The organism is Teredinibacter sp. KSP-S5-2, assembly GCF_032773895.1.
GTDB lineage: Bacteria > Pseudomonadota > Gammaproteobacteria > Pseudomonadales > Cellvibrionaceae.
On the sequence record NZ_CP120416.1, the window covers coordinates 4337100 to 4359249 of the forward strand.

Annotated in this window: 8 protein-coding genes; 2 read left to right on the top strand and 6 right to left on the bottom strand. The window is 48.0% G+C overall.

The window, feature by feature from the left end; genetic code table 11:
• The first annotated feature begins 436 nt into the window (after window positions 1–436).
• Window positions 437–2242 (top strand): hypothetical protein, encoded by a 1806-nt coding sequence (locus P5V12_RS18520; protein ID WP_316954563.1) that lies wholly within the window; start codon window positions 437–439, stop codon window positions 2240–2242.
• Window positions 2243–2390: 148 nt separating this feature from the next.
• Here P5V12_RS18520 and P5V12_RS18525 read toward each other — a convergent pair whose 3' ends face one another.
• Window positions 2391–2870, bottom strand: coding sequence for a DUF2846 domain-containing protein (locus tag P5V12_RS18525; protein ID WP_316954564.1), 480 nt, complete (start codon window positions 2868–2870; stop codon window positions 2391–2393).
• 355 nt (window positions 2871–3225) lie between these two features.
• Window positions 3226–3579: a hypothetical protein gene (locus tag P5V12_RS18530; RefSeq protein ID WP_316954565.1), complete on the bottom strand. Its 354-nt coding sequence runs from the start codon at window positions 3577–3579 to the stop codon at window positions 3226–3228.
• Window positions 3580–4639: 1060 nt separating this feature from the next.
• On the opposite strand from P5V12_RS18530, the gene P5V12_RS18535 reads away from it, so the two are divergent.
• Window positions 4640–5686, top strand: coding sequence for an integrase core domain-containing protein (locus P5V12_RS18535; RefSeq protein WP_316954566.1), 1047 nt, complete (start codon window positions 4640–4642; stop codon window positions 5684–5686).
• A 424-nt stretch (window positions 5687–6110) separates the two neighbouring features.
• Here the strand turns inward: P5V12_RS18535 and P5V12_RS18540 are convergent, their stop codons facing one another.
• From P5V12_RS18540 to P5V12_RS18555, 4 genes are all read right to left on the bottom strand, one after another.
• Window positions 6111–16913 carry an RHS repeat-associated core domain-containing protein gene (locus P5V12_RS18540; protein WP_316954567.1) on the bottom strand — a complete coding sequence of 3601 codons (10803 nt, stop codon included), beginning with the start codon at window positions 16911–16913 and terminating at the stop codon, window positions 6111–6113.
• A 201-nt stretch (window positions 16914–17114) separates the two neighbouring features.
• Window positions 17115–17531: a hypothetical protein gene (locus P5V12_RS18545; RefSeq protein ID WP_316954568.1), complete on the bottom strand. Its 417-nt coding sequence runs from the start codon at window positions 17529–17531 to the stop codon at window positions 17115–17117.
• Window positions 17532–18010: 479 nt separating this feature from the next.
• The gene (locus tag P5V12_RS18550; protein ID WP_316954569.1) at window positions 18011–19624 is read right to left on the bottom strand and encodes a hypothetical protein; all 1614 of its coding nucleotides are present in this window, start codon (window positions 19622–19624) and stop codon (window positions 18011–18013) included.
• Window positions 19625–19639: 15 nt separating this feature from the next.
• On the bottom strand, window positions 19640–22150 hold the full coding sequence (locus tag P5V12_RS18555; RefSeq protein ID WP_316954570.1) for a LamG domain-containing protein: 2511 nt from the start codon (window positions 22148–22150) through the stop codon (window positions 19640–19642).

A 22150-nucleotide genomic window follows, 5' to 3' on the forward strand; every position in this document is an offset into this window, starting at 1 on the left:
GCTTTTTTTGGCCAAAAAATCTGAACCCTCGAAATAAACACAAACAAAACGATCGTTTACGTTATATAAACAATTAAAAGCCATGCAGCAGGCAACAATCCAATTATATTACATATAATTTATACAGAATAATAAACAGACTTATTGAACAAAGTAGAATCGATCATATCTATTTTTAACCAGATAATAGTCGCTAAATAAATTCTCTTATCAGCAACTCTTCATACACTCAAAAAATTACTTTTTATTCAAATAAAACAAAAACAAAACAACTTGCTCACTAAGCAGGCTTACATTAAAAAGCACCTAAAAAACATTCTTATTTCACACGCCAAAATTAAACTCAAAACCCATCACCCACTTTACATGCAGTATTGAATGCATAGAATTGCCGCGCAATTTTGCAACCACACATCTCAATTTAACAAGGACTTTTATGTTTAAGCAGATAGCCTTATCTTGCCTGCTACTTACCTCTTTTTTTTCCACTCTAAGTTATGCCAACAACAACGATGCCCTCGAAGTTGCATACAACAAATTTAAAAACGACCTAAACGGCGACCTAATATTTCAAAATCTTCACCGCTTTGGTTTCGGTTACAACCCACTTTTAAATACGACAGACGATAAAATCACCGGTTTTATTGAATTAAACTTTGCCACTCAACAGGCATCCGGCGAAATAAACAGCACCGACCCCACTCTCCAAGCTGACCTATGGTTAGTAAGAAACACTGTCGGCAGCAATGGAACAGTTAGACCGGAAATCATTGATACGCGAATAAAAGTGGGGGAGTTTGTATTTAACGGCAACAACAAACATATTGTTGCACCCGTCAACTTTAACGTTGAATTTGACTTTGACTTCGTCATAGTCACACCACGCGGTGTGGATCCCGTCAATGGTGTACTTGCTTCCGGCGCACGCACCTTGTTTGAAAAACGTTTCTATCGGGAAAAATTCAACCAACCGAGTAATTTTGCCAGCCTAAATGCTGAAGGCACTGTTGCCGCAACCGATGACGAGCTGGTCAAATTTGGTGCACACCTGTTCTTTAACGAAACCTTCGGCGGGAACGGCCGCACATGCGGAACCTGTCATCGTGCAGAAAATAATTTCTCACTGGATGCGGATTTCATCGCCACTCTCGACAGTAACGACCCATTATTCGTTCACGAAAGAGTGCCTCAACTTGCCTTGTTAGAAGACGCAACATTACTGCGCACGGAAGGTTTAATTAAAGAAAACATCGACGGTTTCGATGACCTGGCCAACAAATTTGTAATGCGTTCTGTCAACCATTTATCGAGCATCGCTGTCGTTGTCAGTAGAGCTTCCAATACCGATCCAACACCTCACGGTTTGGGCTGGAGCGGCGACGGCTCACCTGGGCGTGGAACACTGGCTGAGTTTGTATTTGGTGCAATAAACCAACACTTCCCTCTTTCACTTAATCGTACACCCGGCACCGATTTTAGAATCCCCCGTCAACGCGAAGTGGAAGCACTTGAAGCATTTCAACTTTCAATTGGTCAGCAGGATTTTGTCAACGGCATGTTTGCAATTACCTTCCGTAACCAAACAACACAAAACGGTATGAACATTATGCTCAGCGATTCATGCTTCGCCTGCCACGGTAGCATGTTCGAAAACAACGCCGAATTTGACACGGGTACCGTTAATCGTCCATCCGCATCGCACTTACCGTTTGATGATGGAAACGATTTTGAGGGAAGCGAAGACTTTAACTCACAAACGCTACTCCATGCAGCCGACACTGCACCATACTTCCACAACAATAGCGCGCAAACCTTAGAAGAGGCGATTCTGCATTATGCTTCCGATGCATTTGCCCTATCCCCCGAAGGCAATCGATTTGGCAAAATCGAATTTACCCCCACACAACTGGCTGACATCACAGACTTTATGCGTTCGGTAAATGTTCTGGACAACATGCAACAAGTCCGTAAAAACTTTACCTATATTGCCGCCAACCCGGACAAAGATTCGGACGCAATAGTCGCGATGTGTAAAGGTGACCTGAATGATGTTATTCGGGTATTAGACGACCAAAACCTTTACCCACAGCTAAAAGCGCAGATACAACAAGTGATTGCGGTATTGGAGATGGCAAAAGACTTTACCGGAGCGAATAAAACCAGCTACTTTAATTATATGATTGATGTACTAACAGCAGGAAAAGACCAGATTATGTTGGAAAATCCAGCTCAGGTTTTTTAACTCGCACGCATAAAAAAGGGCAATAACCATTGCCCTTTTTTACCCATTATTTACGCAAATATATTTCATATTTTGGGGAAGCTACCCGTCACGAACCTTTTTAACCTAAATTAGGAATTCATCAGCGATAGAACTTCACTCTTTGAACTTATTTTTTACTTAATTTTAGCGACGAAATTTCTTGCTTTGCAACACTATCATCCATTTGCACCAAGTTGTATTCTCTTTGCCCTAAGGCCACACCAAAAGCGACTGCCATAGTTATGGCATATTCCATATTAACAATTGGACCAATATTCCACTTAAGAAAGTATTGTTTACCTTTCTCCAAATTCAGTTCCAGCGTTTCCTCCGTGAACCCATATGACCCATCCCCTACTGTAATTTTTTGCGCTCCACTATCTAATTCATAAACAAGATAACCACCGTTCTTCAGACTGTCCCTTTTGGAATCATTAATATAAACCGCAGGAGCAACACAACAGTTTACGGAACGGCTAATTCTGTAAACATACACAACAGCCGAATCTGTGCTCTTTGGAGAATACTGCTTATATATCGGTCCGCTAGCTGCACAGCCAATAAGAGTACCAACAACAAAAATAAGCAAGACAATCCTGAAGACCATGATATTCCCCTTAGTTCAAATCATTATCATATTTTAACAACCTGCGACTGGTACAGCAGTCTCATATCAACAACAGCAATATTATTAAAATTAATAAATATTAGTATTTCACCAATCTCTAGTAAACTGAGTTATTAAAATCACTCAATACGATATTGCTTTCCAATAAAACTAAGTCTTCCATTAAAAATAACATCCAGATTTAACAAAACGTACTAATCCTTTCCAAATTCAAAAAACATTGATTACTCTAAAAACACGCTTAAGTTTTCTGACTACTCGCCGGAAAGCCACTACCATGATCTTTTTCAGCTCCCGCCCTTGGCTTAAATCAGGAGTTCGCCGGAACACCCTGTTATTTTATTTCTTTTGAATTACGACGTTGTTTGTGCGTACCCAACCACTTTTCATCAGTGGCTTTTTTTGTGTAGTTCACCAAAATCTCAAAATCCCTATACATATTACAACCAAAAAAAACTTTACCATTACGCTCTTCAAATTTATGACCGTAATGGCTTAGGACTTTTACAATTCCAGATCTCATCGTTTCATCAATCCTTTCAGACCCAAGTTCTATCTGAATAGGGCTACTGTCGTTATTAAAATACGCAGGACGATATACACACATATCGTCTTCACCACCACTCCATGATAAAACAGAATAGAAAAAGGAAAAAAAGAAAATAGCAACTCCGACAAATACTTTCATTATCAGACCCAACATTATGTCTAGTTTTATTTCATATCAAATTTATTAGCATGACTAGATTTAATTAATTCTTATTTTCTCTGAATTATTAGCATAAAATTCTCTCAACCCACATATCAGAAACACCATCTAGTTACCATATCTTTTCGCTTACCTTCTAAATATCTTCACTCTTACTAGATTCACCTTTATTTAAAACAAACATGACTATTGAACAATAAAAAACACAGACCGACATAAAACTGAAGACCAATTTTTCATAAACAGTACTATATACACCATACGAAACAGATATTGAAACAACCATAATTAAAACCACGTGCCAGAACCTTAACTCTGTTACGTATGAATAGATAGCTTTACCTAAGCGCAACTGACTCCATAAGGTCGTCAATGCAGGAATTATCAGAAAACTCAAATTAGCGGGGTAGCCGAACACAACCGAACAAACCCCGAAATACATGGTAAGAATTAATAGAATGAAGCAGAAACCGAACCCTTTACTCTCAAACTTGCAAGCCATAGATAGGATTCCCATTCAAACCATAATTCAATTTCTTTATAAACTTTCCGGAAAGAAAGTGTATTAATTTAAAGAGTATCTCTGCCACTGGCTACCCCCATAAAACCAACAAATCAAATTCCACCCCATTTTGCCAAAAGAAACGCTAAATATCGAGCCACCATTTCTACGACAATCGTCGAACCATCGGCTTTGGTGACTGATACATTCGTGTAATTCAGCTTTCCCCCTCTCCCGTTATAATCAATCGTATAGCAAATCCCCGGAACGCATGGATCTTCCTTTCTCGTCGACTTTTCATTCTCAACACTATACCCCGTCGGATCCGTCCCCGCTAATGGGTTATTTAAAATGTAGCTGTAGGGGTTAATGCCTTGTTAATTAGCCGATTCCTACATATAAGAACCCTCACACCTAAGCCGGATCAAACTTAATTAGTTTAACCAAAATCAAATCACGAATAAGTAGATTTGCGGCTCTACCTATACTTATTTATGATCCGCGACCATGAAATACCGGTGCACAATAATTTGGTTTTTGCTTACAACATTATTCAGGTTTCTTGTACCCAGAAAAACACGATCGATTGTTACCGAGAATATTCTACTTAGGCAACAACTCTTAATTCTTTCCAGAAAACAAAAACGTTGTCCTAATTTAAAAACGGAGGATCGTTTTGTTTTTTCCCTATGTGCTGAGTTTCTTAGCCTTCAGCGTATTACCAAAAATGCTGTCCTACTAAAACCCGCGACTATCCTTCGCTTTCATACAGCGTTGAAAAATAAAAAGTATAAATCACTTTACACAGCTAAAACCAAAGCTAAACCCGGCCCTAAAGGGCCTTCTCAGGAAGTTATTGATGCAATTTTGGAATTCAAAAAGCGAAACCCACGTTTTGGCACATCAAGAATTGCTCAACAAATTAATCAGGCATTTGGTTTAACGATTAATAAGGATATTGTTCGCCGCATTTTATTCAAATACCACAAACCAAATGGCGATAATCATGGTCCCTCGTGGCTAACCTTTTTAGGCCATAGCAAGGACAGCTTATGGAGTACGGATTTTTTCCGGTGTGAATCGGCCACGCTAAAAAGCCACTGGGTAATGGTGGTCATGGATCAGTTCACCCGTCGCATCGTGGGTTTTGCTGTTCATGCTGGCGATCTAAATGGCATAGTGGCATGCCGTATGTTTAACCAGATACAAAGCAAACAAACACTGCCTAACTATCTAAGCTCCGATAATGATCCGTTATTTCAATTCCATCGCTGGAAAGCAAACTTGCGGATACTGGAGATAGAAGAAGTAAAGTCCATTCCTTGTGTGCCCACATCCCACCCGTTTATTGAACGCGTAATCGGAACAGTTAGAAGGGAATTACTCGATCAGACGCTCTTCTGGAACAGTCAGGATTTGCAGCGAAAGCTTGATCAGTTTAAGCATTACTACAATCAGCACCGCTGCCATTCGTCCACAATGGAAAGGCCACCCATAAACTGCTCAAAAAACACGCTTAAGCTTTCTGACTACTCGTGGGAAAGCCACTGTCGAGGCCTCTTTCATCTCCCATCTTTAGGTTGAATTAGCAATTCGCCAAGGACAGGCCAGGGATCGGCCGGGACGTCACCAAGCGGAATGGATTCATGCTTGCCGCAGACTAAAAAAAAGCCCCGGAGATTAATCCAGGGCTTTGTTTATTTTATTAGGGGCTGCCCCCTATTCTTCTTTTTTAAAACTCTAGATAAAAATTTTGGTACAACATGCTGAAAAAAAACATAAAAACAAATAAAAAATAATATGTCCAAATATTTGGCCCAAATAACCAACTCTCTATCCCACAAAAAAACCAACAAATAGATTGCTAGAGATACACCTGGAATCCCTGATGCACCAGATTTAGTTACCTGCTTCCGAGTATTTAAATAGCAGGATAAAAGATCTAAAAGAACTCCAACTAGAAGAAACATCATACTGACTGGAAACATTGTCATATTTATCTATCCCTCTATGGAACAAGCATTCTTTGACCAAACAAGCCTTTAAAAGCTTCCCAGCCGGAAGGATAGCGTAGACTACTACCCGCAACAGTTGCTGTAACAGACTGTGAGTACGAAGCCTGTAATTGTGGCCCTCCCGCCATTATATAGTTTCTTAGGGAGTTTCCTCCGGTCATCACCCAACGGGTATTTACACCAATCTCTCCAGCAACAGTCCACTGAGTAACAACTTGTGTCTGAGCTGTAAACGGCCTTAAAACAAAACCGCCAATTATTAGTGCAGAAGTATGGAGCTGACCAGCTACTCTGGAGAAACCATATTCCGTAGAAAGCTCATCGACTCCCCCATCAATCCCCATCCACTCACGAACAACATCAGTCAGACCAAAAGAAACACCATCACCAAAACCTGCCGCCGAGTTTACAAGCCAATCAGGAAGAGTAGGCCAATTTGCCGGATTTAGGAAACCATCTCCAACCTTAACCCCCCCCTCTTGTGACGCCCCAGGCACCCTAATCGCCTCAATGTCTCCTTCAGTCTCTTCAGCAGCTTTCGTCAACTCCTTCGGTATCAACCCCGTATAAACAAGCCCATTCTCAGACCCGTGCAATGCTTCCTGATTCCGTAAAGTAGACTGATTAGTTTTGGTTTCAGTATCCGCATCTGTTTCAGCCCCTTTCTCCCTAAACAGCCTTTTTACAACTTGCTCATTGCTCAGAGCCCCATTATAAAATGTGGTTTTCGTACCACCTTCTGTTGCTGTAGTCACTTCTGTGTATGCGGACGTAATCCTTCCATTTCGCGTTGTTGTACTACTACCATCTTGGTTAAAAATAACGGAATAGCAACCAACCCCACACTCTGCTTGATACCCCGTCGGATCAGTCCCTGCCAGCGGGTTATTCATGATGTACGAGTATGAGTTAATACTCTGCGAGTTCTTTGGACTCTGGATGTACGGGTCCACACTCAGAAACCGGCCCAGGTTGTAATCATACACCCGACCGTTCATATGTATATACTCCACATCGTCCAGATGTTCATGGTCGGTAAAGCCACGTCGGGTTTTGGCATCGGCTTCGTCGCCCAATATGGGGCGCTGTTGTTCACCACCGCCTAACCAGACATTTTCTTTCAGGCTGCCATCGGCTTCTCGCGGTTTACCAAACGGGTCGTAGTCCCGTTGTGCCACCACCAGGCCGTTTGCATCGGTGAAGGTACGTGCACTGCCTAGCCGGTCTTTGTGTTGGTAACGGATGGCAAAACCGTCGTTGTCCTGACTGACCACCGCAGTGCTGCCAATGTAGGCCCGCCAGCTTTCCCGCTTCACACCATTTTCTTCGCGGTATTCCTTTTCAAACAGTTTGCCCACGTAGTGTGTGGTGGTGGTTATATTTTCTTTGACTTTGATTTGCCGGTAACGCATATGGCTGGGGCCATAGGCAAAACTCAGGGTCGCGCCTCCTTTCTCGATATAGGTGGGTTTGTCCATGGCATTGTAGATGGCTTGGCTTAAGCCATCGCCGCTGGTCATATTCCCCCGGGCATCGTAGCCAAAGTTCGCCCATTGGTATTGGGTGGTGCCGTCCTGTTGCTTGAGGATTTTCTCTACCCGTTTGACCGCGTTGGGCCCACCGCTGGTGCCGGTGGTGTAGTCGTAGTTGCGGGCGTAGTCGGATTTACTCAGCAGGTTGCCACCTGAGTCGTAGGTGTAATCAAGACCGGTGCCATTGAAGCTGTTAAAGCTGCTGTGGGTTAACCGGTGCAGGTCGTCATAGACAAAGTATTCGCTGTAGTTGTGGCTTCCGCCCTTATCGCCCATATCCGGGGTGGCGGCGCCGTTTTGCATGTGTTCCAGCAGAATATTGCCGAAGCCGTCGTACATCTGGTATTGGATATCCAGTATCTCTTGCAGGTTGCGCAGTGCGCTTATCTGCAATGCCTGGCCATTGACCGCACTGTATTGCGCCAATTCCTGAATGCCATTGCCCAGTGTCGCCCCGACGATGTTGCCCCACTGGTCCATGTCGTCAACTTCCTGATAGACATAGCCCGTGGCCGCATTTTTTACCACATTCATGTAGCCATAGGTGTTGTAGTCGTATTCCACGGTGAGGTGATTGGGGTATTCCAGGCCTTTGAGCCGGCCGTAGTTGGCGTCGTACAGGCTGGTGACGCTGTAGCTTTCACCGGTGCTGTGGGTCTCGGTGGTGCTGACGGGTTGACCTTTGTCGTTGTAGCTGTAATGACGGGTTAAACCAGCACCCGATTCCTGGTAGAGCTGACCATAACCATAACTGGCGTTATCGTAGCTGTAACTGAGGTTGTCTTCGCCTGTTGCAGTGCGCAATGTGACACGGCCAAGCGAGTCCAGGTAGTAGTTGACGGTTTTGTTGTTGGCCCGGGTTTCCTGTTGCAGTTCACCAAAGCCGTTATACACAAAGTGGGTGATGCCCTGATTGGGGTCATTAACCTTAACTTTGCGGTTTAGGCCGTCATACAACGCCACGATCGGATGCCCCTGTGTGTCTTCAATCACCACCGGGCTGCCCAGGCTGTTGTATCCGTAGCGGGTGATGCCGCCTTCGGCATCGGTGGTCCGCATCAATTGGTCCAGGCTGTTGTAGGTGCGGCTCATGGTCAGCGTTTTCCCTTCACACCCACCTTGCACCAGGATATCCGTTTGATAGGGGTCTGCGGTATCAATCCGGTAGCTGGTGGTCATGGTGGTATTGATGCCCAAGGTGCCACAGGTTTGGCTGACTTGCTTGCCCATTAACCGGCCAAGCGGGTCATAGGCGGTGTAGGTCACACCGTGGCCCTCACTCGGACTGTTCAACATGCTAAAGCTGGGCACCGACTCAAAGCTGACCAGGCCACGGGCATTGTAGAACACATCGCCATACACCCAGGAGCCCGCAAAGCTTTGCGTTGCGGTGCGCAGGGTTCGGCCCAATTTGTCCTGCCAGGCTTTGCTTGTGGGGGTTCCCGCCTGGGTTGTGGTCACCTGAAGTGCCGCCAGGGTCGGGCCATCCATGTCCGGTAAGGTATAACGCAGATATTGAGTGGCGGCACCATCGGTGTGGATGGCCAATGGCCGACCGAACGGATCATAGTTGGTGGTCACCGTCACGCTGTGGGTGGCATCCAGCATGCGACTGACGGATAACGCCTGCCCCGATGCCGGGTCAATGTCCGTCATCACGCTGTGGCCTAACGGGTTGGTCACGGTACGCGGGAAGTAGCCATCAGTACTGTACTCGGGGATGGTGGTGGTCCGCGTTTGCAACTGCCATTGCCCACTGGTGTTCTTTTGGTAGGCGGTTTGACTGGTGCTTGTTGGCAGGCCGTAGTCATTGAATAGGGTCACGGTGTCACTGTATAGCCCTTGATTGCTGGCCAGCTGATCCACACCGTTGACGTTCACCGAAGTCACTTTGACCTGCTTTGGTATTCGAAGTGAACGGGTCGTGTCGTAGCTGTAGGTGGTTTCAACTTCAATGGCGTTGTCTAAGCCGGTTTCACTGCCGCTGTAACGGGAGAACGCATCCTCAAGATGACGGCCTGTCACCTTATCCTGGGTCACGCTACTCACCGTTTTCTTATCCAGCCACCAGGCGGCTTCCTGCGTTGATGTGATGTCAATCGTGGCGCTGGCCGCCGTGACCCGCGTTCCCCATTCATCCCAATGGGTTTGTGTGGTCGCGATGGCGTTGCCCCATTTATCTATGCTGGTGGTTTCGCTGGTTTGTATCGATACGGGCCGGCTCAGGCTGCAGGGTAACGTGTCACACATCAGCTTGCGCATTACGCTTTGATTCTGGGTAGCATAGATGCTGTGTATACCACCAGCCGACGCGGTTACCGCGATATCCATTTGATGGGCAGTATTTTGCGCATAACAGTGGTGGCTGAAGTGAATGGCTTGGCTCGCATTGGCAGGCAAGCTGGACAGGCTGGTTTCCGAGGTGCCACTGATGGTGCAGGCCGCGCCATCACCAAAGACATTGCTCGAACCAAAAGTACCATAGGTATCGCTGGTGAATTGGCCTTGCTGCTGCACCAGGCTCACCATCGGGAACATTTGATGGAAGTCGGTGTGGCTGACCAGGCCGTTGGCCACGTCTTCACGAATCATCGAGCGGAAGCCGGTAAAACCACGCCCTTTGCTGTTGTACATCGCGCCCCGGTAGGCGTATTTGGTTTCATTGAGCCCGCCAATGCCGTTGGACTGCTTGAAGTTGCTGACCACATACATGCTGGAGCTAAAGTGGAAATACCCCTCGCTCTGGTTAACGTAGTCATGTGCCGTGGAGTAGAGGGCCTGCCCTGCCACACTGGTGTCTCCGGTGGATAGCGGACGATAGGCCCATTCCCCTGTCACGCCAAAGCCATTGGTTGCCTTGCTCATCACATCCACAGGGTTGTAGCTGCCGGTGGTGGTGCCATTACCCGAACCGTAGTTACGGGTGATGTAGGCACCGGCAATAAAATTACTGCCAGAGGCCAGTTCGGATAGCCAGGTTGAATTGGAGTTCGCAGTATCGATTCGTTTAGAGACGGTGCCGGTATAGGTACGCAAACCGATGGTGCTGACCATATCCACATTGCCGTCACCAAAGGCATCAAAGAAACGCACTTCGTAGGCTGGACCGACAAAAGCAGTCGGCTCTTTTCTGACGGTGTAACCGCCATTGCCATCGTCATCAAAGTAGAGTGCGTCCCAACGGTAGATAGAATCATCGTAGTAATACGACCCTATCGGAGTGGTCGGGTATGTCGACGTTTGTGTCTGGATCGCACCATACAACTCATCCCCACATTTTTCGACGGTGCCTTCAAAACCAAATGCGGAGGTGGAACATACCGAAATTAAACGCTCCCCCGGCATAACCAGTTCCTGGCGTCCATCGCCATTGAGGTCAACCGCGTGCATGGCATCATTGTATTTAGGCTGTACGATGGCACGCTTTAATAGCCCTCCACCATAAGACATTAAAATTTCATGGTATCGCTCTTCGATAAACTTCCGAGTACTCTGGGTGTTATCCACTTGCGTTAAGACGATACTGTTTGACGTGATATCGCCCTTGTTTAGCATCACCGCAAGTTGACCGTTACTCCAACCTAGCGTATCAGACAAACCATCGCCATTAACATCCAGGTAGGTGTGGAAGTATTTTTCACCAGGGCCATAATCCGTGGTTGTTCCTGCACCAAAGCCGCCTTTTAACACACGCTCAAATTGCAAATTGCCCGGCGTACTTTTATTCAGTAACACAGCGACAGGAACAGGGTCGTAATAGGTGGTGGCCAAATGAAATTTATCCATCGTCTCTTCGATGATGAAATCCGTTAAACCGTTGCCGTCATAATCACCAATAGGGGTCAGGGCTTCGTAGGTAAAGACATCATACTGGCCACCGGCTGGAAGCTGACCACAGCCTACGATAGAGCAGCCATACACCGTTTCGGCCAACTCCTGGTAGGTGTACACATCTGCTCCCTGTGTTGCAAAATGGGTCGCGGTAGCACCACCGTTATTTAAATACACCCGGAGCTGTGTTCGGCCTGCCAGCTCGTTAGGGTAAAAGGGGCTGGTACCCGTTTCCGTGTATTTCACCACCAAATCCTGCAGCCCATCACCGTCCACATCCGTCGCCGTAAGGATTTCATCACGACGGTTATATATCGGATTTCTCAACTCATCTTCGGTCGCCGAGTTGGAAGGGATTTTCAACAAGATGTTGGTGTTCACGTAGGGGTGCACGCCGGAGCTTGGCTTTTGTGAAGAAAACTGCACGTGCAACTTCCCTTGCTCAAACTTGAACGCATCGTTGATGCCGTCTGAATCCAGGTCTAATTCGATGCAGGTGTATCGGCCCTTCACTTCTGTGCGCAGGCAACCAAACTCGACATCCACATCGTTGGTACCTTCGTTGTCTTGTTCGGCATTGACGTTGTAACCGATAAAATCCCGCGTACCGTCACCGTCCACGTCGCCCTGTGACATCACATTATGCAGGTACACTTCTCCCGCAAAGGTTTCCACCCCGCCTATTTTGAGTGGGGTCACTTCTGCAATAGTACTGTTTTCCAACCAGTCAAAACGGGTTGCAGGCAGGCACTGCCAAGTGCCTTCAAATGCGCAGTGGGTAATGCTTTTAACCAGTGATCGCTCACTCGCCAAGCTCAAACCATAGCCAACACGGTATTCGTAAACACTGTCTAAACCATACTTCGTGGTAATTTTGTGCAGCCGCTGAGTGGTTTCCGATTTTCCACCCGCTAAATACGATACCGTCCTGTCATCACGCGGCTCATAAATAAATTCGACTGCCCGATCACCTTTGTCGCTTTCGCTGTTCCCGGTATAGGAAATTTTGGTTAACAGCTTTTCACCCTCACCAAAGGTGGTGTAGTCGTAATGAATAAAGTTAGCGGCTGCAACGGGTACGTTCCCCAAGTTTGCTGCACCGTCGGTATTGCCGACCGCGTCGTGTTCAAATTCCAGTAACCAGCTAAGCGGGTAGGAAGCACCGGCATGGATCAGTTTGCTTTGGCTATTTTTACCAAAGTACTGAACGGAACCATCTTTGTATTCCGCCGTAAACCATGCAACCGTGCTGTTAATACCTGCGCTGTGCTGCGTAACCCGGACAAAGCTATCGCTCTCTGTCCGGTATTCTGCACCTGCCGCACCGTATGTTCCCGATACCACCATCAGTCGTGAGCCATTCAGACACAACCGGTCTTCCGTTATCGAGTACTGCACTCCCCGGGTTAAGGCATCCTGGGCGTAGGTGTTACCACAGCGGCTGATCCCACCGCCAGCGCCCAGACTCCAGCCAACCCCCAAGGTGTCATTGCCACCACGCGATGAATAACTCAAGGAAACTGAAGGCTGAACACCGTTTCTGCCTGGGGGCAGAGCAATAGGAACGCTGTATGAGGCAGAGCCGCCGCTGACATTCGCCGCACCTTGCAGCACACCCACCGGCTCGGCCGGCATGGCAGGTGCAGAGTTAACCAGTGTTTTATCTGCGATTACGCCGTCAAACGCCTTAGCATAATTGGGTTCTGTCGGCGCAGTAATAACCAGTGGACTTGAACTGGCTGGCGACGAGCATTTCTCCATGCCATACAGTGTTCGGCATGCCACCACCTCATACACATAGGTACCATTTGGCAAAACGCTGTCATTCAATTGTGTGCTTGTTTGGGTAAATTGTTTGTTTTCCGTTCCTGCCGTCTGACCAATTCGATTGATAACAAAGTTCGTCACTTCCGCCGAAGTCCAGGTGACAGTCGCATCCCGGTTATTTCCATTATTGGTCGCGGATAAGTTCGTGACCACTTCCGGCGCGAGTGAGCTGTGTACGCTCACCATATTTGACACTGCCGGCGCACTGCACTCTTCCATGGAACCCAGCACATTGCATGCGTGAACACGGTAGGTGTATTGACCATCGCCGATGTTGTTTTCTGTCAGTGGCGATCCGGTACGAGTAAAACTTGCTTCAACGGTATCCGTCTGAGTGTTAACCCGCTCTATCCGATATTCCGTTGCATCCGTGCTGCTGCTCCAACTCACACTCAAGCTGCCGGATGTGCTTGTGGGATCGACCGAGACTGTGGCAGGTGAAGCTGGTTGAACCAGGTTAATCGCAACCGTCACTGACGGGGTGTAGGCACTGACGCCTGCGGCATTTGCTGCTGCGACTTGGAACACCCAACTCCCAGGCGCTAAATTGGTCACCGTTCGATTAGTACTGACACCAACGTATTCCGATACCCAACTACCACCATTAAACCGCTTTTGCAGGCGATATTCTGTGGCCGTTTCCGAGGCCTGCCAGGAAACCGTGACACTGGTGTTAGTCGTACTGGTCACCGAAGGGGAGATGCTGGCCGGAGCCTGTGGTGGAAACAGCACTTCGACAGACTTTGCTGGGATCGTGTCGATCACAGGGCATTCGCCCACTAACGGTGCTTGACGACAGTCCCGCTCTTCAATGCTGTATGAATAGGTTCCAGCTGTTGTTTTGGTGTAAGCACGGGTTCCTGTTGACGTAGTCAGTTGAGCAACACTGATTTCTGAATTATTAAAGTATTCTCGTAAAATTGCGTTACCAAAAACGGTATTTACGTCCCAGCTAATTGAATAATGGCCATCGCTGGACAAGGTTTCGCTGAGTTGCAAGCCATTGTCACCACCAGAAACCGCCACCGTGACCATATCACTGGTTCGCCAATCACTGCAGGAACCGCCATTGCAGGCTCTAACCCGATAGGTGCGCTCACTCGATGGCAGCCCCAAACGGTTGAAGCTCATCTGCAAACCGGAATACAGCTGGCCCCAGCCACCGCTATCGGCTTTTTCTTCCAGGTTGTACGAGGTCACACTTCCTGTTGCCGCGTCCCAACTTATGGTGAATGTACCGTCACGATCTATTGAGGGGACACTGATACTCGGCGGAACACCAGGAATGTATTCCACTAATACCCCAGCGGATTCAGTCCAACCGGAGCAGCCGCCGACATTACATGCTTGAACCTGGTAGTAGTAAGTGCCATCGGTCAGGCCGGATTGACTGTACGAAGCACCAGATAAAGGGAGGAGATCTGTTGACCAGCTACCGGCACTTTCCTTCTTTCTTTGAAGTTTGTAGGAGGTGGCTGTTGCAGACAAATCCCAACCCACCGTGAAACTTCCATCGTTATCCAATGAAGGCAGACTAAACGCGGAAGGAGGCAGGGGCGGATGTACCACTTCGACAACGGAGGAATCTTTCCAGCCACTGCATCCACTGGTGTTACACGCCTGAAGACGGTATTTGTAGCTGCCGTTAGCTAAACCGGTCTGGGCGTAGCTTGTACCCGAACCGGAATAGATGTCAGACGACCAGTTACCACTGCCTAACTGTCGTTGAAGTTTGTAGCTCTCGACAATGCCCGAACCCGAAACCCAGCTTACGGTAAAGCTGCCATCACCATCCACGCTTGGGGTATTGATACTTGAAGGCACACCCGGAGGTAATTTCACCACAACAGCGGTAACCGACTCCCGCCAACCGGAACAACTCAGACTATTACAGGCTCTTACCCGATAATAATAGGTACCATCCCCCAAACCTGTTTCAGAATATGAAGTTGGAACGCCAGACAAGGTAATCGCTGACCAATTTTGGTTGTCTGTACTGCGACTAAGTTCATACGACTCAACAATCCCTGAACCCACTTCCCAGGTGACCAGGTACGCGCCATCAATATCTGAACCTGGAATTCCTATAGAGGACGGGATTCCCGGTGTACGCTTCACCAGTACCGACGCAGATTCTTTCCACCCAGAACAACCACCGGCGTTACATGCCTGAGCACGATAAAAATAGGTTCCATTCGCCAGGCCGGTTTGACTATACCCGGTTCCACTGCCCGAATATAAATCCAAGGACCAGGTGCCATTACTGCCGGTTTTACGTTGTAATTTGTAGGACGTAGCCGTGGCTGTACTGGCCCAGCTTACCGTAAAGGCACCGTCATAATCGGAAGCCGGTGGGGTTAAGCTGGCCGGTGTTGCCGGAGGATGTAATACCTCTGCAACTGAGGAGATCTTCCAGTCACTACACCCGGTCGTGTTACAGGCTTGCACCTTATAGGTGTAGCTGCCATTTGAAAGGCCTGCCTGACTGTAGCTTTGGCTTATACCCGAATACAGATTTGATGACCAAGCTCCCTCACCCAATCGTCGCTGAAGGTTATAGTGCTCAACATGCCCGCTGGCAGTTCCCCAACTGACACCAAAACTACCGTCATTATCCAGCGCCGGAACCGTGATACTTGCGGGGATACCCGGTACAGGGTGCAGAATTGCCACCGAGTTTCCAGCCCGATAAGCACTGCAACCGGTAGTATTACAGGCGCGCACCTGGAATGACCACGTCCCCACTGACATGTTTGTGGAACTGGCCTGAGTGGTGTTACTGGTGGAAAAATTACTCCAGCTTCCCGACCCTAAACGTCTTTGTGCTTCATAACGGGTGACATAGTGACTGGGGGTATTAGCCGCCCCACCCCAGGAAGCCGATACGGAAGTGGCGGTAGTGGACGCAGGGGTAACCGACATACTGGTCGGCACTCCCGGCACCGGATATACCACAGACACGGTATTACTGTACTTATAATCACTGCAGCCACTGCTGTTACACGCCTTTATCCGAAACTGCCAGGAACCCGGAGTAAATGTGTAAGTCAGGTTATTGGCGGTTCCGGTGTAGTACGAAGTCCAACTGCCGCCATTGACTCTCCGTTCAATTTGATAACTTGAAACAGTCCCTGATGACGAGCCTCGGGTAACGGTTCCCTGGGCAATATCCCTCGGCTGACAAACAACATCAGATGGAGAGCAATGCGCCAATGACGGCGCTGTGTAAAGAGTGCTGGGAGATACCGTTAAGCTTGAAGGAATTCCCGGCTTGGGAATCGTCACCGTCACACTCGCCACTTTTGAAGCAGAGCCGCCCATTGGTGCAGAACATGTAACCGTTACGTTCCTTGAGCTTTGTAGATTTGAATAAACTTTTGAGCCGCTACTGCCATTGTGTGTAACACCATCAACCTTGCAGTAAACACCGTTACTCGACCAGGACAATGTCGAAGATCCACCAGCAGAAACAGACGATGGCGAAAAACTGGCAGAATAGAGCGTGACTGCGCTGGCAAACTGAGGAAAAAAAATAGCAATAAGCGCAAGCAAATGTATTTTTTTAACAAAGAATAGAATTTTATTATGAATAGCCTGAGCAGCCATACTTTCCCCTACGATACAAGTTTTCCGTAAATACAAAACAAGAAGGAAAGAGACCACAAGAAGCTATAGAGGACTACAGCCTACGACAACAACTTATTCTCTTCCCTAGATAAAACACATCCCACCAAATGAAATATTTGGCTTACCAACAAAACAGAAAATCTAAAGACCGGTTTCAATCGCCATACTGATGAATTATTTTTATTCTGAAAACGCTTTAATAAAAACGTAGTCACTATTATTTTCTTTACCTTTATACAGTGACACCAGAATTAAACCGCCCGTATTTTCCCAGCGAATTTCATAATCACTTGACGATGATGGCGAACCGAGATTTAACCCCAAGTTCTCCATCACAATGGAATTAAATGGCAAATGATCAACACCCTCTACCGTCATCCAGTCCGCTTTATTATTAATAAATGCAATTTGCAGTTCAGCTTGCGCATAAGCACACTGCTCACCTTGTTCTGTGTTTTCACAGGAACCCGGCTCGCCAATCAGCGCACTGACTTCGCTTTTGTTTTTTCCAACAATAGAAGGCACATCGACCAACACATCGGCAAAGGAATTGACTGAGACAAATATCCCACACAGGAAAAGAAGTGTTGTTTTCATTATCAATCCTTTTAAGAAAAATCACCTGACCTATAAAGCAGGCGCACGCAGCCTGGGCCGAAGAGAATAAAAAGTGAATAACATCAGGAAAGAAAAAAGCAAATAATAAAACGATGTTAACCTTCCCTGCTTACTACGACTGTCCAATTTTTAGCAAGTCTAACTATTATTTCATTAAAAAACAATCCACATTTTAAATGCCATTGTATTATTTTTACCAGAAAAAAATGCAATTAAAATACAGTAGAACCTCTACTGTATTTTTTTAATAAAAAAAACAGAAAAAATATTCCAAAAGCGAAAACATACATACTATTGTCTACATAAAAAACACCATAAAAGAGAAAGGTTCTCATTCAATATATTTTTTGCCACCGATAGAATTAATCTTGATTAAAAAGCAGGTTTTTGTCTTTACCAAAAAAAAGCCCATTAATTGCTTAATGGGCTCAGTCGAATACTTCTAATAAAAATGGTATTTAGGTGGAGACAACTATTCCGCCTTGCACGGAGGATAGCTGGGTAAATGCGGTGAGTGAATCCCGGGTGGCAACGCTACCCAAACCGTGAGTTAACCCACGATTGGCCAACACAGAGTCAAACTGAGCTTGTTCACCATGTAACGCCATGTAGTTAAGCATGACGGCTTGCACGAGTTGGTTAACATTATTGGCAACCGGACTGGAGGATGTTTCCACATCGCCGCTGCGACGCATGTAACCGATTTGACGATCTTCCGGGCGCATAAGTGTGGCGCGGCCACCGGGGTTATACACTAAAAAGAACGATGCGGCGGTTTGCTGGTTGTCACCGGTCCACACGCCTTTGCCACGACCATTTACTGATTCGTCTGTCATGCCGTTACTGAATACCGAACCGTCACTGAACACATACAGCATTAATGGCTTGCCACGGCGAGCGGCATATTCCAGACACGCCCCCATGCAACGACCCGCACGCAAATCTCGCAGTTCACCGGTTGCACGATCACCGGTATGGTAATCGTAACCACCCATGGCGATGGTGCCCGCACCGGCATTACCGTCGATAACCATTTTCATCACAGAAGCGGTTTTTCGGAATTCGCGGTCATTATTAAATTCTTCCGCGGTAAAAATGCTGCTCGCTCCCCCCACAATGTCAGGGTCGGATTCCGGGCTTAAGCTGGACGAATCCGGTACATCGGCAGCAAGCTTGGCACTTTTCACATAAGCGCATTTCACTTTTTCTTTGATTAGCGCCTCGTCACTGGTGCCGGTAGTAATGGAAGCCAAATCCATTTTATGACCACTGATTTTCTCAACGGACAACATGATGTCGACCACCTGAGCTGGCGTTAAACTGCCAAAATCCCCGACGTTCACTAACCCGGTTACGTCAGCAGGCCGGTCAATTTTGGTTGGCCGCACTTCGCTGTTAATCATGTCCGCCGGAGCCATTGAGTTACCACCGGAATCACTGGTACGGGAACCAATCAAGGCAAGCAACTCACCGTTAGCACCGGCAATATTAATGGCGTACATGGGGTTGTGAGGGTTATTGCCAGTATCGTTTTCCGAACGTGCTGCGAACACTGCGCCGTCAATAGCTGCCTGGGTAGCCGCTGAGGTTCGCTCCAGAATACCGCGCAAAAACTGGCTGTCTGAATGAAATGCCAAACCCAGTGTTTCGTCGAAAAACTCGTTGTTGGCGGAGTCCGGATTCGCCAAGCCGGGCACCATTGCCGGGGGCAAACCCTGCTTTCCGTAACCCTCGGAGCTGAGAAAATCTTTTTGCCCGCCGGGGCCACCCACCAGTACATTAGAACCGGCAATATTGGCACCACCGGCTAAATCGAAGCAGATGAATGGGATTTTGCCTGCACCTTCCGGGATCCCACATTCGTTGATTCTGGTTTGTAAATCGGTTGGGTATGCAATTTGAGCATTGGCCACTCGGGATGCCAATAGCGACCCCATAACGGAGGTGCCATACACGGCTCCCATTCCGGCGCTGAACCCCTGGGATAAAAACTCTCGACGGGTTTTTGGACGTCGATGGTCCGAATGCAATAAAGGCTCATCCGGATGAAAAAATGGTTTACGTTTTGACATGGATTGTTCCTACCTTTATTGAATTAACATGGCTGCACTGCCCATCGCTGCCGTACAGGCAGCAATGACAGTTGTCGGCGTGTCGGCACTGGACATACTGCTGATCAGCGTGTGCAGTTCTGAGGACAAACCATTAGCCGGTTGTGTTGCAACGGATTCCATCGTGCCTCCACCAACATCAATTTGATGGGCAAGCATGGCGTCAACCAAGGGGTTAACAACCAGGCTTCTGCCTGCTTCATCCGGGAAGGCCACACCGTGGGATGCCGCAAAATTCAAACCAGGGAAGAAGCTGGCCCTGCGCGTAGTATCATTCACCAGGGCGGTACAGTAGGCGACGGACAACTGCATCACACCGGATTGGTGTGCAGCCAGGAAGCCGCGTATGTCTTCCGCAATAGGTAACTGCTGGCGGACTGCGTTGTAGATGCTTTCCACACTGGTTGTGGTGGCAGGTACCGTGGTCATGGCAGAGATACTCGCGTTAATTTCCGCAAAGTTACGCAGGCCGATATGGGCTTGGTCCGGAATGTCCGCTGGAACCGGTGCTGCCGGGGTGGGATCTGCCGGACGGTTGTAGGTGCGGGTCATCAAGCGGTCAAAGGTCAGGAAGAACTCGTCCTGCTCCGGCCCTAACTCCAACTCAATAATGGTACCGGTTGGCGAGGTATACAGAGGCACACCGTTAGGGTCGAAATTGTCTGCGGTCACGGTAAAGGACATGTTGGCAAATGCCTGACCAACAGGCGCTTCTTTACCATTTACCCCAATGCGCAAACCTTCAATCACGATATCCGTTGTGGCCAAGGTGTCCGCACCGGATGCCATATAGAAAGTAGGCTCGCTGAATAAGTAGGAGTAGCTATCGTATTGCTCGACCACAAACTCGATGTAGGCATTCGGAATCGCCCCGTTTAATGGGTCTTGATGAATACCAAAGCGCATAAGGAGTTTCTCACCCACTCCCGCCTCGTAGTTAGTCAGTATTTGCTCCTCGGTTAACGCACGCTCGTGAACAGCCAGGAAGCGAATCGCACCCAACCACCCGCCTTCACTGGCTCCAGACTCGCCCCCTAATACCAGGGCAAAAGATCGATCCCAATCATTGATATTGGTACCGGTTAACAAGTCGGAAGCGACTAGCTGGCCATTTACATAAATCTTACGACCGTCAATCAAATCATAAGTAGCAACTACGTGCTGCAGGGTGGCCTGCAAAACTTCATCGGCATCCGGGGTCGACAACATGGGCATACCATTGGCATCAGACTCGGAATTGCGAGTGAGGAAGTTGTAGTTGTACAGGGTTTGCCCCAAGGTAAAGTTACGGGTTTCAGCACCACCGGAATAGGTCACAATTCTGGCCGGACCGTCCTGGGTAACGTTGCTGGGCACCACCCAGGTTTCGACGGAAAACTCGCCCGTCGCTGTTAGGTGGTTAAACAACTTGGTACTGGATTGGGTATCGGATTTGGCTACCGAGCCCGCTTCAATACGAATACCGCGACCACCCACACGCTGAACACCACCCAGTAACTGCAGGTTCATCGCCGGGTTTATACCGCTGGTATCGAAGGCCGTTTCGGTATTGCTGGACTTAAACTCGTACAGCGCAATCACGTCGGTTTCCACTCGCTCGCCGGTATCCAACGGCTGACCATCCGCCGCCAGAACCAGGGCATGACTTACCAATAGATCCGGGTCAACTGCAGACGTAGGTACTCGACTGGCAAATGCTGCAATGGCGGCTTCCATCTGGTTAGCATCACTCATACAGTTGCCGCTCCAGCAGTTGTGGGATTCGCTACGCAAGCGCACAACAAAACGGGAACTGCCGGGGTCGTCCAGATTTATTCGGCTTTTGGCCACTTCGTATGCCACATCCACATCCGAACTGGCGAAGTAAGGCTGTTGACGCTGAGCGGAATCTTCCGAGTGACAACTGCTGCAGTACTCACGCACCACGGGGTATACCGTTGCGGCAAAATCACCGGAGGAGGCAGGGAAGCTGCGACTGGAACCGACGCTTTTGGGTTCTGGGTCTATGCGCTGAAACTCGGCGGGCACCTTACCGGATTCACCGGCCCAGGCACTGATGTAACGGGTGATAATGTCACCACAGGCGGTGGAGTCCGCAACCCAGCAGTTGTGGCCTTCTGCAACTTTAATCACCATGCGCGACTGCGCAGGAGAAAGCAGGTCGGCAATATCAATCGCCGCCTGGTAAGCCAGGTTAATATCGTCACGACGAACAAATTGAGGGGATTGCCCGCCTTCAATATGACAGGAACCACAACGGTCTTCGCCCGCCAGGTTTTGCCATAGGTTTTGTTGGAAATTTAATACATCGTCGGTTTTGGCCGGATTTTCTCCGCGATACACAATGGCACCGCCGGTATCGTCCGGATCTTCCCTGTTGACTAGTTTTTCGTTTTCCTGGCCGCTGCCGCCACTACAACCGGCAAGCCAGACGGATGCTCCGACCAAAGTCCAAAGCGGGAGCCTGTTAGCTAGTAATTTGATCAT

Coding starts and splice junctions, on each gene's coding strand:
- P5V12_RS18550 (WP_316954569.1), bottom strand. CDS start 19,624: ATGTCAAAACGTAAACCATTTTTTCATCCGGATGAGCCTTTATTGCAT.
- P5V12_RS18540 (WP_316954567.1), bottom strand. CDS start 16,913: ATGGCTGCTCAGGCTATTCATAATAAAATTCTATTCTTTGTTAAAAAA.
- P5V12_RS18530 (WP_316954565.1), bottom strand. CDS start 3,579: ATGAAAGTATTTGTCGGAGTTGCTATTTTCTTTTTTTCCTTTTTCTAT.
- P5V12_RS18525 (WP_316954564.1), bottom strand. CDS start 2,870: ATGGTCTTCAGGATTGTCTTGCTTATTTTTGTTGTTGGTACTCTTATT.
- P5V12_RS18545 (WP_316954568.1), bottom strand. CDS start 17,531: ATGAAAACAACACTTCTTTTCCTGTGTGGGATATTTGTCTCAGTCAAT.
- P5V12_RS18555 (WP_316954570.1), bottom strand. CDS start 22,150: ATGATCAAATTACTAGCTAACAGGCTCCCGCTTTGGACTTTGGTCGGA.
- P5V12_RS18520 (WP_316954563.1), top strand. CDS start 437: ATGTTTAAGCAGATAGCCTTATCTTGCCTGCTACTTACCTCTTTTTTT.